At 60.7% G+C, this 13,950-nt stretch carries 10 protein-coding genes; 6 read left to right on the top strand and 4 right to left on the bottom strand.

Features of this window, described 5'->3' with window-relative positions; translation table 11 throughout:
- Positions 1-31: 31 nt before the first annotated feature.
- From O3S81_RS23430 to O3S81_RS23405, 6 genes are all read left to right on the top strand, one after another.
- On the top strand, positions 32-799 hold the full coding sequence (locus O3S81_RS23430; protein ID WP_269347114.1) for a M48 family metallopeptidase: 768 nt from the start codon (positions 32-34) through the stop codon (positions 797-799).
- Between the two features lie 102 nt (positions 800-901).
- On the top strand, positions 902-1,564 hold the full coding sequence (locus O3S81_RS23425; protein WP_269347113.1) for a phosphoribosylanthranilate isomerase: 663 nt from the start codon (positions 902-904) through the stop codon (positions 1,562-1,564).
- A gap of 1 nt (position 1,565) precedes the next feature.
- Positions 1,566-2,786: a tryptophan synthase subunit beta gene (gene trpB / locus O3S81_RS23420; protein ID WP_269347112.1), complete on the top strand. Its 1,221-nt coding sequence runs from the start codon at positions 1,566-1,568 to the stop codon at positions 2,784-2,786.
- 4 nt (positions 2,787-2,790) lie between these two features.
- Positions 2,791-3,630 (top strand): tryptophan synthase subunit alpha, encoded by an 840-nt coding sequence (trpA, locus tag O3S81_RS23415; protein ID WP_269347111.1) that lies wholly within the window; start codon positions 2,791-2,793, stop codon positions 3,628-3,630.
- Positions 3,631-3,657: 27 nt separating this feature from the next.
- The gene (gene accD / locus O3S81_RS23410; protein ID WP_269347110.1) at positions 3,658-4,554 is read left to right on the top strand and encodes an acetyl-CoA carboxylase, carboxyltransferase subunit beta; all 897 of its coding nucleotides are present in this window, start codon (positions 3,658-3,660) and stop codon (positions 4,552-4,554) included.
- An 88-nt stretch (positions 4,555-4,642) separates the two neighbouring features.
- Positions 4,643-6,022 carry a bifunctional folylpolyglutamate synthase/dihydrofolate synthase gene (locus O3S81_RS23405; protein ID WP_442864985.1) on the top strand — a complete coding sequence of 460 codons (1,380 nt, stop codon included), beginning with the start codon at positions 4,643-4,645 and terminating at the stop codon, positions 6,020-6,022.
- Positions 6,023-6,072: 50 nt separating this feature from the next.
- On the opposite strand, the gene trxA is transcribed toward O3S81_RS23405, so the two are convergent.
- From trxA to O3S81_RS23385, 4 genes are all read right to left on the bottom strand, one after another.
- Positions 6,073-6,393 carry a thioredoxin gene (gene trxA / locus O3S81_RS23400; RefSeq protein WP_269347108.1) on the bottom strand — a complete coding sequence of 107 codons (321 nt, stop codon included), beginning with the start codon at positions 6,391-6,393 and terminating at the stop codon, positions 6,073-6,075.
- 77 nt (positions 6,394-6,470) lie between these two features.
- Entirely contained in the window at positions 6,471-10,028 is a 3,558-nt protein-coding gene (gene addA / locus O3S81_RS23395; RefSeq protein WP_269347107.1) for a double-strand break repair helicase AddA, read from the bottom strand.
- Positions 10,018-13,203, bottom strand: a complete 3,186-nt coding sequence (gene addB, locus O3S81_RS23390) for a double-strand break repair protein AddB (RefSeq protein WP_269347106.1) — start codon at positions 13,201-13,203, stop codon at positions 10,018-10,020. The genes addA and addB overlap by 11 nt, the downstream gene beginning before the upstream one ends.
- Positions 13,200-13,937, bottom strand: coding sequence for a nucleotidyltransferase family protein (locus O3S81_RS23385; RefSeq protein ID WP_269347105.1), 738 nt, complete (start codon positions 13,935-13,937; stop codon positions 13,200-13,202). Before O3S81_RS23385 ends, addB begins: the two co-directional genes overlap by 4 nt.
- Positions 13,938-13,950 lie beyond the last annotated feature (13 nt).

Genomic DNA, 13,950 nt, shown 5'->3' with positions numbered 1-13,950 from the left:
AAGGGATGGACGAATCGGTTATGAAGGCTTCATGTTTTCGCTCCTCAGAAAATCCCTGAAGTCGCCGGCGCCAAAAAAGGTCGCGCCGAGCCAGCGCACCGTCGCGGTTGCGGGCCGGCAGGTACCGATCACGGTCAAGGAAAACCCGCGGGCCACGCGCATCACGCTGCGCATCGAGCCGGGTGGCCGGGCGCTGAAGCTGACGATCCCGATGGGCCTGCATCACCGCCAGGTCGACGATTTTCTCGAAAGGCACCAGGGTTGGCTGGAAGGCAAGCTTCTGAAGTTCAGCCCGGACGATGGTTTGCGCCCCGGTGCGACCATCGATATTCGCGGCATTTCCCATCGTATTGAGCATACCGGCAGCCTGAGGGGCCTGACCCACATCACGAAAGACGCTGATGGTGTGGCTGTTCTGAAAGTCAGCGGTGCGCCGGAGCATCTGAGACGGCGGATTGCGACCTTCCTGAAAAAGGAAGCAAAGGCCGATCTGGAACGGCTGGTTGCCATTCACGCCCGCGCTGCCGGCCGGCCGGTGCGGTCCATCAGCATGAAGGATACGCGCAGCCGCTGGGGCTCCTGTTCCCATGATGGAAACTTGAGTTTCTCCTGGCGTATCGTCATGGCCCCGGAAAGAGTTATCGATTATCTCGCAGCCCATGAGGTCGCGCATCTGAGCGAAATGAACCACGGCCCGAAATTCTGGGCGCTGTGCGAAAAGCTCTGCCCGCACACCAATGAAGCCAAGGACTGGCTGAAACGCCATGGCTCCAAACTTCACGCCATCGATTTCGATTGAAACCGGCGACGTGCATCGCCATCTGGATTCACGTGAAACATTCCATCGAAAATGGATGCGATTTGGCTCGACTCTTGTCGCATTTCATGTCAGGTCGCGGGTATGAAACCGGATATCAAGATTTGCGGATTGAAGACACCGGAAACGCTGGAGCGCGCCGTCCGGCGCGGTGCGTCCCATGTCGGTTTTATTTTCTTTGAAAAAAGCCCGCGCTACATCGAGCCGGATCTTGCCGGCAGGCTGGCAGAAGCCGCCCGCGGCGCCGCCAAGGTGGTTGCCGTTACCGTCGATGCCGACAATGATTATCTCGATGAAATCGTCGATCTCGTAAGGCCGGATATCCTGCAACTGCATGGCAGTGAAAGCCCGGAGCGGCTGCTGAACATCAAGGCGCTTTACGGCCTGCCTGTCATGAAGGCGATTTCCATTCGCGATGCCGCTGATCTTGCCAAAATCGAGCCTTATATCGGCATAGCTGATCGCTTCCTGCTGGATGCCAAGGCGCCCGCCGGTTCCGAGCTTCCGGGCGGCAACGGCGTCTCGTTCGACTGGACGATCCTGCGCTCACTTGACGAAAGTGTGAATTACATGCTTTCCGGGGGGCTGAACAAGGATAATGTCACCGAGGCACTGGCGGAGACCAGGGCAAGCGGGCTGGATTTGTCGTCCGGTGTGGAAAGCGCGCCGGGCGTCAAGGATTTGTCCAAGATCGACGCTTTTTTCGATGTGGTGAATGATTGGTCGAAAGGCCCAAAGGGAGCTTGAAGTGAACGACGCGCCAACACCCAATTCTTTTCGTGCTGGTCCTGATGAGGACGGCCGTTTCGGCATTTACGGAGGCCGCTTCGTTGCCGAAACGCTGATGCCGCTTATTCTGGATTTGCAGGCGGAATGGGACAAGGCCAAGAGCGATCCTGAGTTTCAGGCGGAACTGAAGCATCTCGGCGCGCACTACACCGGCCGCCCGAGCCCGCTTTATTTCGCGGAGCGCCTGACGGCGGAACTCGGCGGCGCGAAGATTTATTTCAAGCGCGAAGAGCTGAACCATACCGGTTCGCACAAGATCAACAATTGCCTCGGCCAGATCCTGCTTGCCAAGCGTATGGGCAAGACCCGCATCATTGCCGAAACCGGTGCCGGCCAGCACGGCGTCGCCTCGGCAACCGTCGCTGCACGCTTCGGCCTGCCCTGCGTCGTTTACATGGGCGCAACCGATGTTGCCCGTCAGGCCCCGAACGTTTTCCGCATGAAGCTTCTGGGCGCCGAGGTAAAGCCGGTCACGGCCGGCCATGGCACGCTCAAGGACGCCATGAACGAGGCACTGCGTGACTGGGTCACCAATGTCGAGGATACGTATTACCTGATCGGCACCGCAGCCGGCCCGCATCCCTATCCGGAAATGGTTCGCGATTTCCAGGCGGTCATCGGCGAAGAAGCCAAGGCACAGATGCTGGAGGCGGAAGGCCGTCTGCCGGATCTGGTCGTTGCCGCCGTTGGCGGTGGCTCGAACGCCATCGGCATCTTCCATCCGTTCCTCGACGACAAGAATGTCCGCATCGTTGGCGTCGAAGCTGGCGGCAAGGGTCTTTCGGGCGACGAACATTGCGCCTCGATCACCGCCGGTTCGCCGGGCGTGCTGCATGGCAACCGTACCTATCTGCTGCAGGATGAGGACGGCCAGATCAAGGAAGGCCATTCGATCTCCGCTGGTCTCGACTATCCCGGTATCGGTCCTGAACATTCCTGGCTGAACGACGTCGGCCGCGTCGAATATGTGCCGATCATGGACCATGAAGCGCTGGACGCCTTCCAGATGCTGACCCGCCTCGAAGGCATCATTCCGGCGCTGGAACCGAGCCACGCTTTGGCCGAGGTCATCAAGCGTGCGCCGAAGATGGGCAAGGATGAGATCATCCTGATGAACCTCTCCGGCCGCGGCGACAAGGATGTCCACACCGTCAGCAAATTCCTTGGAATGGATGTATAAGATCATGACTGCACGTATGGACAAGCGCTTTGCCGATCTGCGCGCTGAAAATCGCCCAGCCCTGATTACCTATTTCATGGGCGGCGACCCGGATTTCCAGACCTCGCTTGGCATCATGAAGGCACTGCCGGAAGCAGGCGCCGACGTTATCGAACTCGGCATGCCGTTTTCCGACCCGATGGCGGATGGCCCGGCCATTCAGCTGGCGGGCCAGCGCGCGCTGAAGGGCGGCCAGACGCTGAAGACCACGCTCGATCTCGCCCGCGAGTTCCGCAGGCAAGATAATGCAACGCCGATCGTGATGATGGGCTACTACAATCCGATCTATATTTACGGCGTCGAAAAGTTTCTGGACGACGCGCTGGCTGCCGGCATCGACGGCCTGATCGTGGTCGACCTGCCACCGGAAATGGACGATGAACTCTGCATTCCGGCGCTCGCGCGCGGCATCAACTTCATCCGCCTTGCCACACCGACGACGGATGGCAAGCGTCTGCCTGCCGTCCTTAAAAATACCTCAGGTTTCGTGTATTACGTCTCGATGAACGGTATCACCGGTTCAGCACTTCCCGATCCCTCGTTGATCTCGGGCGCTGTCGGTCGTATCAAGGCGCATACGGAACTGCCGGTTTGTGTCGGTTTCGGCGTCAAGACGGCCGATCATGCCAAGGCGATCGGCGCCGTGGCGGATGGCGTGGTGGTGGGTTCCGCCATCGTCAACCAGATTGCGGGCAGCCTGACCAAGGACGGGCAGGCGACCGCCGATACTGTGCCGGCTGTTACGACGCTGGTAAAAGGACTTTCAACGGGCGTGCGTGCATCGCGCCTCGCCGCTGCGGAATAAGCGCGCGGCCCAGTCAGGAGTAGACAGTTGAACTGGATCACCAATTACGTTCGGCCGCGGATCAATTCCATGCTTGGCCGCCGCCCGGAGGTTCCGGAGAACCTGTGGATCAAGTGCCCGGAAACGGGCGAGATGGTCTTCCACAAGGATCTGGAAGACAACAAGTGGGTCATCCCGGCTTCCGGCTACCACATGAAGATGCCGGCCAAGGCGCGCCTTGCCGATCTTTTTGATGGCGGCGTCTATGAGGCATTGCCGCAGCCGAAAGTGGCGCAGGACCCGCTGAAATTCCGCGATTCCAAGAAATACACCGATCGCCTGCGCGACAGCCGTGCAAAGACCGAGCAGGAAGATACGATCCTTGCCGGTGTTGGCCTGCTGAAGGGCCTGAAGATCGTTGCCGTTGTGCATGAATTCCAGTTCATGGGCGGCTCGCTCGGCATTGCCGCCGGCGAGGCTATCGTCAAGGCTTTTGAGCGCGCCATCTCCGAGCGTTGCCCGCTCGTCATGTTCCCGGCATCCGGCGGTGCCCGCATGCAGGAAGGTATTCTTTCGCTGATGCAGCTGCCGCGCACGACGGTTGCAGTGAACATGCTGAAAGAAGCCGGCATGCCCTATATCGTGGTTCTGACAAACCCGACCACGGGTGGCGTCACGGCCTCCTACGCCATGCTGGGCGATGTGCATATTGCCGAGCCGGGTGCGGAAATCTGCTTTGCCGGCAAGCGCGTCATCGAGCAGACCATTCGCGAAAAGCTGCCGGAAGGCTTCCAGACCTCGGAATACCTGCTGGAACACGGCATGGTGGATATGGTCATTGATCGTCGCGAAATCCCGGACACGCTGGCCAGCATGCTGAAGATCATGACCAAAGCGCCTGCTGACAATGCAAACGCCGTGGTTCGGCTGGCCGCTTCGGCCTGAGGAAAAAAATATGTCGCCCGGAGGCATAAACTGCCTTCGGGATGATGCTATAACGTTGCCTGATTTCATTTTTTGGGGCGGCGGACAAATGGCAAGCAAAACGCCTGAAAGGCGAATGGAAGACATGACGAAGCCCGCGATCGGTGAGGCCGAAAAGATCATTGAAGAGCTGATGCAGCTCCATCCCAAGGGGTTTGATCTTTCACTCGACAGAATTTCCCGTCTTCTCGAAAAACTAGGCAATCCGCAAAACAGAATGCCGCCGGTAATCCATGTGGCGGGCACCAATGGCAAGGGTTCTGTTACTGCTTTCTGCCGTGCTCTGCTAGAGGCCGCAGGACTTTCCGTCCACGTTCATACCTCGCCGCATCTTGTAAACTGGCATGAACGATACCGCATCGGCGTGGCGGGTGATAAAGGCCGCTACGTCGAAGACGAGATATTTGCGGATGCGCTGCGCCGCATTGAAGCTGCCAATGCTGGTCAGACAATCACTGTTTTCGAAATTCTGACTGCGGCGATGTTCGTGCTTTTTGCGGAACAGCCCGCCGATGCCGCCGTCGTGGAGGTTGGCCTGGGCGGCCGTTTCGATGCAACCAATGTCATCAATAATCCGGCGGTTTCCGTTATCATGCCGATCTCGCTTGATCACCAGGCCTATCTCGGCGACCGCGTGGAACTGATTGCCGCTGAAAAGGCCGGCATCATGAAAAAGGGCTCGCCTGTCGTCATCGGCCATCAGGAATATGATGCGGCGCTGGATACGCTTGTTGCCACGGCCGAACGTATTGGTTGCCCCGTTTCCGTCTACGGACAGGATTTTTCCGCGCATGAAGAATTCGGCCGCATGGTTTATCAGGACGAGTTCGGTCTGACGGATGCGCCTTTGCCGCGGCTTCCCGGCCGCCATCAGCTCGCCAATGCTGCCGCGGCAATCCGTGCCGTCAAGGCCGCGGGTTTCGAAGTGACTGAACGGATGATCGAAAAGGCCATGACCTCAGTGGAATGGCCCGGCCGTCTTCAGCGCATCCTGACCGGCAAAATCGCGGAAATCGCCCCGAAGGGCGCGGAAATCTGGATCGATGGCGGTCACAACCCCGGCGCGGGCGAAGTGATTGCCGAGGCCATGGCAGGTTTTGAGGAAAAGACGCCGCGCCCGCTCTTCATCATAGTGGGCATGATCAATACCAAGGATCCGGTGGGCTACTTCAAGGCTTTTGCCGATATCGCCGAATATGTCTTCACCGTGCCGATCGGCGGCACGGATGCGGCGATCGACCCTGTCGTGCTTGCCCATGCCGCCTTTGATGCCGGTCTCGTGGCAGCGCCCACGTCGTCATTGACGCACGCTCTGGAAGAGCTCTCGCGCCGTGTCGATCCCGAAGGACCGCCGCCGCGCATCCTGATCGGCGGGTCGCTTTATCTTGCCGGAAACGCCCTTGCCTTCAACGGCACGGTTCCCCAATAATAAAAAAGCCCGGCGATGATGCCGGGCTTTTTTATTCTATCGGATGATGCTCAAGCGGCGCTGGAAATCCAAGCGGAAAGCGCGGTCTTGGGAGCAGCGCCTACCTTGATATCGGCCACTTCGCCACCCTTGAACATGGCGAGCGTCGGGATCGAGCGAACGCCAAACTGGGCGGCCAGTTCCGGGTTTTCGTCGATGTTGAGCTTCGCAACCTTGACCTTGCCGGCGAGCTCGGAGGAGATTTCCTCAAGGCTCGGCGCGATCATCTTGCACGGACCGCACCACTCGGCCCAGAAATCCACCACGACGGGTTCGGCGGATTCAAGGACTTCGGACTGGAAGTTGGCGGCATCGACTTTTACGGTAGCCATATCTGGCTCTCCTTTCAGCTAATCTTTTCCGCTATCGATGTGATGCGGGCGCGTCGAAATTTCAATGCCCCGGTATCTCACTTTGTCTTTATTGCGGCAAGGGCCTCCGCCATGGCATCGTCGCCGACCCGTACAAAAGCGGCATTTTCCGTATAGATCAGCGCACAGACAAATTCCTTGCCGGGATAAAGCGGCGCCAGAATTTCGCGATAAATGGCAAGCTGCGCGACGTGTGAGAAGGGAATTTCGCGTGCTTCGCGCGGCGGCACGCGGTTCGTCTTGTAGTCGACCAGAATGACCCGGTTGCCCTCCACCGCCAGCCGGTCGATGCGGCCGGAAACGGCATAGTGCTGCCGGCCGAGGGTCATCGTGCCCATGATCGACACTTCCGCACGGCTGTTGGCGGAAAAGGCCGGTTGCACCGCCGGTTCGGACAGAACCCGCAAAACCGCCTGTATCAAATGCTCCCGCTCAGTGGCGGGCCAGAAACGCGCCGCGCGCTCGACATAACGCCGCGCTGCCTCTTCGCGCTCGCTTTCCGCAAAATCCGGCAGGGCTTGCAGCATGCGATGCACCAGCCTGCCCCTTTGCAGGGCAAGGCTGGAGGTTTCGGTCTTTTCCCCGAACAGCGGTGAACGCACGGCCAGATCGTCCGCGCCGTCATCAATGATGGTGCCGGCACCAGAAGGGCTGAGCGGCCGCGGTAATGAGGGCAGGGCTGGCAGCGGTGCGAGGAGGCCGGGCGGAAGCGCGTGGTCTTCTTCCTGCCGGGGTTCCGCCGGCTTTTGCGGGGCGGGCGTCGAGCGTGCTTCGGACTTGCGCCAGACGAGCCCCTGCCATTCCTCGCCATCGGCGACGAACAGCTGCGGCTGGCAATGATCCTGATTGTCCGCAAGCGCTGCCTTGACGATGGCATGCCAGCATTCGGGATTTTCTTTCTGGCCGCGATAACCGCAAACGACCAGATGATCGGCGGCGCGCGTCATCGCCACATAAAGCAGCCGGCGATATTCGTCTTCCGCCGCCGTCTTCAGACGTTCCTCATCGGTGCGGATGAGATGATTGGAAAAACCGCTGCCGGGCAGCCAGACCGGAAAGGCATCGCCGTCCGCTTCGACGAAGCGCAGTTTCGGCACATGGCTGTGGTTGAAGGCTTTCGAGCCGCCATCGACGACAAAAACCACCGGCGCTTCCAGCCCCTTGGAGGCGTGCACGGTCATGATGCGCACTTCGCCGCGATCCTTGTCCTGCTCGCGCTTCACTTCAGGTGAATCGGTCTCCAGAACGGAAAGAAAGGCCTGAAGGCCGGGCAGGCCGGTTCTTTCGTGATCCAGCGCAAAGGACAGGAACTCGTCGAGAACGTCGCTCGCCTCGTTGCCAAGCCGCCCGAGGAATTTTTTGCGCCCGTCATGCAGCGTCAGAACCGCTGCGAAAAAATCATGCACCGTGGCTGTTTTTGAAAGCGCAATGAAACCCCGAAGCTTATCGGTAACGAGGGAAAGGCGGCTGGTTTCTTCCTGCGAAAGGACTTGCAGCCTTTGCCACACGCTTTCCATCTCGGATCGCGTCGCTGCGATCTCGAAGACATCGTCTTCCGTCAGGTTGAAAAGCGGGCTTTTCAGCAGCGCCGCCAGCGAAAGATCGTCCTCCGGCAGCACTACGAACCGGCCGAGCGCCAGGAGATCCTGCACGGCAATGTGATCGGTCAGGCGGAGGCGGTCGGCACCGGCGACGGGAATGTTCTTGCGCCGCTTCAACTCGCGGGTCAGCGCGTTGACGAAGGCAGCACGCTTTCTGACAAGCACGAGAATATCGCCCGGCTCGACGGCGCGCTCCACACCCTTTTCAATGATGGTTTCATTTCCGATCATATCGGCAATGCGCGCGGCGATGCGGCGCGCGACGATGGTGGCCGGGGCGCTTTCGCGCAGGGCATCGAAGGGGGCCGTCCAGTCCTCTTCATCTTCCGTGGTTTCCGGCGCCACCATATCCCACACTTCCACCGTGCCGGGATGGCCGGCGCGGTTGGAGCGATGTTCGACGGGCTCATTGTCAGCGCTGAGGCCGCTTGCATTTTTCGGGTCCGAAAAGACCTGATCGACGGCGGCCAGCACATCCTCAGTGGAACGGAAGGAGAGCGGCAGGCGGATGCGGTGAAAGGCCTGTTTCACCTGATCGACACGCCTTTTGGTCTCGTCACGCTCCTGCGAGAACCGTTCAGGCCGCGCGCCCTGAAAGGAATAGATCGACTGTTTTTCGTCACCCACGGCAAACAGCGTCCGCCGCCCCATACGGGCGCTTTCACCATTGAAGAAATCCGCCGCCAGCGACTGGATGATTGACCATTGCACCGGGCTGGTATCCTGCGCCTCGTCGACCAGAATATGGTCGATGCCCTGATCCAGCTTGTAATGCACCCAAGCGCCTGCCGTATCGCGATTGAGCAGATTGGCGGCGCGCTCGATCAGGTCTTCGAAATCCAGCTGGCTACGTTGCTTTTTCAGGTCTTCGAAATCGCCGATCAACCGCTCGGCCAGCACAAGGGCACTTTTTGTTGCCGCCAGCATGCGCACCAGACGATAGCGATTGCGGCAGGCCACGACATGGTCGCGCGCCAGCGTCAGCGCATCAACGAGATCAGGCGCGGATTTCTGCATGCCCTTGTTGATGACATAGGGATCTGATTTTTTCTCACCCTTGGCTGTCAGCAGCGCGGCTTCGATGAACTCCATCCTCCGCGCCGGGTCCGTTTGCCGCTTTGCTTCGCGGAGCGCATAGGCCACCTCGATGACACGCGCTCCACCAACCTCGTCGGCAAGGGTGAGATAGGTGTCGAGCGCCAGCCCGGAAAGGCCGGGCAGGGGCCAGAAGGCCGCCGCCGCGGTCTCCTCGGTCTCCCCGGCAGCGATTTGCATGTCCTGCCGCAAACGGGCATCGAGGCCGCCCGACTGTTTTGCCTCGTGCAGAAAGGTGCGAAGCGCGCTGCGATTGGCGATGATGGCGGAAAGCAGCGCTTCCAGCCCGCTTTCGTCGGCGAGATCGAGCACATAGGCGAGCGCCTGTGCCAAATCCGTATCATCCTCGGTCGAAACCGCTGTCAGAAGCGAGCGCCGTGCTTCTGCCAGAAGCGTGGTGGCGGCACGATCGTCGAGAACCGAGAAATGGCCGGCGACATTGGCCTCTAACGGGAATTGGTGCAGCAGGGCTTCGCAGAAAGCGTGAATGGTCTGGATTTTCAACCCGCCCGGCGTCTCCAGCGCCTTGGCGAACAGCCGCCGTGCTTCGGCGAGCTTGATACGATCCGGCACCTTGCCTTCGATGGTGGTGATGCGGTCCTTGAGATCGGAATCCGGCAAAGTTGCCCATTCCGCCAGCCGGTCGAAGACGCGGCTCGACATTTCAGATGCCGCGGCCTTGGTATAGGTGAGGCAGAGGATCGCCGAGGGGCGGCACCCGGCCAGAAGCAGGCGAATGACGCGCTGGGTCAGCACATGGGTCTTGCCGGAGCCGGCATTGGCCGACACCCATGCGGAACTTGCGGGATCGGAGGCAAGCCGCTGCCGGGCGCTGGTCCAGTCGATCCAGCTTTCGGGCGTATCGGCGGCGGGTCCGGCGTCGAAGGGATCAATCGTCATCGCCGTCTCCCGGTTCCGCCGTCGACCATTCCGAAACGCGGGCGAGGTGGTCATATTCCCCGCCATAGGATTGCTGCTCTTCCGGCACCAGCCGCGAGGCGAAGCCGTTTTCACCTTCGCGAAGTGAACGAACGAATTTGGCGAGCTGGTCGATCGATTCCGTCGCCAGTTCGATAGCGGATTTCGGTGGTCTCTTGCCGCTTCGGCTGGAATGTTCGTTATTCACCTGATCGGCAAAAAAACGCTCGCCGGGCCGCAGGCGCACATAGATGAGATTGTCAGGCGTGGGCGAACCCGTTTCGCGGAAGGCGCCGCGCATCAGTGCCGCCGCTTCCAGCGCCAGTTGCGGGTCGAGCAGCGCGCGCGCCTGATTGACGGAAGGTGCAAGACCGGTCTTGTAGTCGATAATATCCGCCTGGCCGCTGGTCTTGATGTCGATACGGTCGGCGACGCCGGTCAGCCGGATGCCTGCCTCGGCGATTTCTTGGCCCGCCCGTGCTTCGAAAAAGCTTCGGCGGATGGAGGGTTGCCGTTCTTTCTCCCAATCGATGAAGGCGCGGGCCACCGCCGCAAAACGCGGACGCCAGATAACATCCACATGCGCAGGCAGGTTTTCCGCGTCGAAACATTCGTCGAGAATGCGTTGCATGGCTGCGAGCGAGGCCGGTGTGCCGGGAACGGGCTCCTCACGGGAATAACGCTCGATAATCCTGTGATAGAGCGTACCGCGATCGGCGGCGTTCGGGTCGCGGTTGAACGGGTCGAGCGGGTCCAGTTTCAGGATGCGCCGCGCATAGATCGAATAGGGATCGCGGCGCAGGCGTCCCACTTCGCTGAAGGAGTAGCTCTTCGGCTGCAGATCTGCCGGCGGTTTGGGGGCAGGGCGCTTTGCCGTCTCCTGATCGATGCTTTCATCCATCAGACCTGCCCAATGGCGATAGGTCTCGCCGCGCTTCCTCAGTTGTTCGGCGAAATTCTCGCCGCCCAGCGCCAGCAGCCGTTGCAGCCAGCGGGAGGCGACGGCGGGGGTGGAGCCCTGCCTCAGCGCCCGGGTGTAAAAGATCTGCCTTGTACCATTCGCCATCTCGAAATCATGTGCTAGTTGGCCGATGCGCCGTTCCGGCGGTTCCAACCCAATGGCGGTCTTCATGCTGCGGGACAGGAACGGATTATTGGCCGTCTGGCCCGGCCAGAGCCCTTCATTGAGGCCGCTGATGACGATGGTGTCGACACTTTGCAGCCGCGCCTCCAGCGCGCCGAAGATGAAAATACGCGGATGACGCATGGATCGCGGCTTGATCGATTCGCCGGCCACCAGTGCCGCAAAAATGTCGATCCATTGCGGCCCGTCCGCATCGAGGATGTCGCCGCTCTCCATCAGTTCCGCAAAGAGGCTTGAGAGTTTGTCTCCTGCCTCGCCGGACCACAATGCGGCCAGATCATTGCTGTCGTCGGCACAGATGGCCTCGATCACCCGGCCCGTCCGCTCCGCCCAGTCGGAAAGCGGCAATTTATCGGTGAAGGCGCGACCGGAACGGTCACGACGGATGAAGGCGGAACCGAGTGGCTCCGTGGCAGTCGCTATACGCCGCGCAAGATCGCGGGCCGCCTCAACGCTTCCCTCCGGCAGCGCCACCCGCCAAGCAGGTGGGTGCCGGTCGTCGCGCTGGGCCAGAAGTTGCGCATCCAGAACCGCTTCGAGATTGCCGATTTCGGTTTCGACGCGCCCGCCGCGCAGAGCGATCAGCTCCAGCGCTTTCGAAGCCTTGGTAAAAGCGTCACCGGAAAGCCCGAAGCGGGCGAGGGGATGCTTCAGAAGTGAAATGATCGGCACCGGGTCTCCGGGCCTTAGGATCGCCTCCAGCGCCAGTTGTGTCAGCCCTGCCTGCGGCGTGGCGGACAGTGGCGTACCGGCCGAATCGTCGGCTTCGATGCCGAAACGCTGCAACTCGGTCGCGACCCGCCGCGCCAGCCCGCGGTCGGGCGTTATCAGCGCCGCCTGAGACGGTCGTCCCGTCCCCGATGTTTCGAGTGCCAGTCTGAGCGCCACTGCGATGGCGGTTGCTTCTTCACGCTCATTGGCGGCCTCGATCAATGTGGCCGCCGCGAAGGCCTCGTAGAAAAAGCCGGGATCCCTGTCTTCGCGCCAGCGGTTCCAGTCGCTTGTGGACTTGGCGGGTGCGAGGGCGGCCGAAAATACGGCCGCGCGTTTTTCCAGATCACGATCGAGAGCACCGATCTGAGCCACATCGTCCCGGAACATGCCGAGCTTCTGTAGCAGCATATAAAGCCCATATTGCGAATGGGTGCGGCTCGAAGGATCGGTGGGGTCCTCGGCAATCGCCTGCCACTGTTCTTCGGGCATGGCAAGATCGAGCCCCGGAAGCACGACGGTGCCCTGCGGCAGGGCCGCAACGGCGGCGATGAGATCGGCGGCTGCCGGAATGGAGCCTGTGGAGCCCGCCACGATGATCGGCCCGGTATCCGGCAAATTGGCAAGCCGGTCCGCCTCCGCCCGAAGGATGGCGTTGCGATGCCGGCCCGCAGAGGAGCGGTTGAGTTCGGCAAGCCGCGCCGGCCAGAAGACGCTGGCGATCTTCAAGAAATCCGCCGTCAGTTGCCACCATTGCGCATGTTCGCCGGTATCGAGATGCTGCAACGCCTCCCAATCCTTCTCTTCGGTATCCATCGCGTCGATCACCTCGCCAAGCGCTCGCGCGAGCCAGATGGCGTCGGCGGGGCTGGCGGGGGCGACCAGTGGCGAATCCGAATGAATCGCCCGGATGGCGTCGGGCAGGCTGTTGCGCCAGGCGAGGATGAGGCGTGCCAGTTCGATCAGCCGGCCGGTACCGGAAATCGGTGGCGCCAGATCCATGATCTCAGGATTTTCGATGTCGAAGAAACCGCTATCGTCATCCGTTTCACCAAGAGGCCGGATCAGCGGCAGAATGGCGGATCGGCCGCCCAGAAGATCGACGAATTCGGAGCGCAGCACGCGGGCGGAGCGCCGCGTCGGCACATAGATCGTCACGCTTGCAAGTGAAAGAGGGTCGTCCGGATCATATCTATAGCCGGCTGTTAGCCGCCCGTCACACAGCGTTTCCGCGAGCGTCTTGAGGAACGGCGTTCCCGCAGCGATCGTCAGGACGCGCTTTGCGTGGTGGGTGAGCGTCATGCGAAACGTTTTTCCCTGAACTGCCGGATGATGCTTTCCGCATCGTCAATCGCATCCGGCGTGCCGACGGTGATCCAGTGGCCATCCAGAGAAAGCCCGAAAAGCCGTTCTCTCTCAATGGCCCGGTCGAAATAGATATTGAGGTTGAAGGCATCCGTCGGCGCATCGTCGAGCAGGCGCGAATCCATGGCAATGGCGCCAGCATAAACCATCGGGTTCGGGTCTCCGTCGCGATAACGCGCCAGTTTCCCGTCAGCGGCAAGGTTGAAATCCCTCTTGCCATTGTGGCCGGTGGTGCGATCCATGTCGACGCAGAGCAACGCCATATCCATGCGGGCCGGGTCGAAGAACTGCGCAAGCTTGCGCAGATTGCTGACGGCGTTCAATTGCTCGCCAATCCAGAAGAGATCGGCATTCATGACGAAGACCGGACCGGGTTTCAGAAGCTTCAGGCCTTTTGCGAGCCCGCCGCCGGAATTCATCAGCTGGGAACGCTCGTCGGAAATCAGTATTTCGGCGTCCGAGCGATGCGCCAGATGGGCGATCATCTGCTCCGCATGGTGATGCACATTAACGACGATCTTCTCGGCTCCGGCTTCGACAAGGGCGTCGAGCGCGTAGTCGATCATCGGCTTGCCGGCGATCTTCACAAGCGGCTTGGGGATCGTATCGGTGATCGGGCGCATCCGCGTGCCAAGCCCGGCGGCCAGCACCATCGCGTTTTTGATCGTCATTGTGGTCAACCGT

Origin of the sequence: Agrobacterium sp. SOY23, from assembly GCF_027212525.1 — a bacterium.
Taxonomy (GTDB): domain Bacteria; phylum Pseudomonadota; class Alphaproteobacteria; order Rhizobiales; family Rhizobiaceae; genus Agrobacterium; species Agrobacterium tumefaciens_I.
The sequence above is the reverse complement of the archived record's forward strand: the minus strand, read 5'-3'. Positions and strand labels throughout refer to the sequence as shown.

What these genes read in the sequence shown, in the direction of transcription:
- O3S81_RS23425 (WP_269347113.1), top strand. Translation starts at nt 902, where the DNA reads ATGAAACCGGATATCAAGATTTGCGGATTGAAGACACCGGAAACGCTG.
- O3S81_RS23405 (WP_442864985.1), top strand. Translation starts at nt 4,643, where the DNA reads ATGGCAAGCAAAACGCCTGAAAGGCGAATGGAAGACATGACGAAGCCC.
- O3S81_RS23385 (WP_269347105.1), bottom strand. Translation starts at nt 13,937, where the DNA reads ATGACGATCAAAAACGCGATGGTGCTGGCCGCCGGGCTTGGCACGCGG.
- trxA (WP_269347108.1), bottom strand. Translation starts at nt 6,393, where the DNA reads ATGGCTACCGTAAAAGTCGATGCCGCCAACTTCCAGTCCGAAGTCCTT.
- O3S81_RS23430 (WP_269347114.1), top strand. Translation starts at nt 32, where the DNA reads ATGTTTTCGCTCCTCAGAAAATCCCTGAAGTCGCCGGCGCCAAAAAAG.
- addA (WP_269347107.1), bottom strand. Translation starts at nt 10,028, where the DNA reads ATGACGATTGATCCCTTCGACGCCGGACCCGCCGCCGATACGCCCGAA.
- trpA (WP_269347111.1), top strand. Translation starts at nt 2,791, where the DNA reads ATGACTGCACGTATGGACAAGCGCTTTGCCGATCTGCGCGCTGAAAAT.
- addB (WP_269347106.1), bottom strand. Translation starts at nt 13,203, where the DNA reads ATGACGCTCACCCACCACGCAAAGCGCGTCCTGACGATCGCTGCGGGA.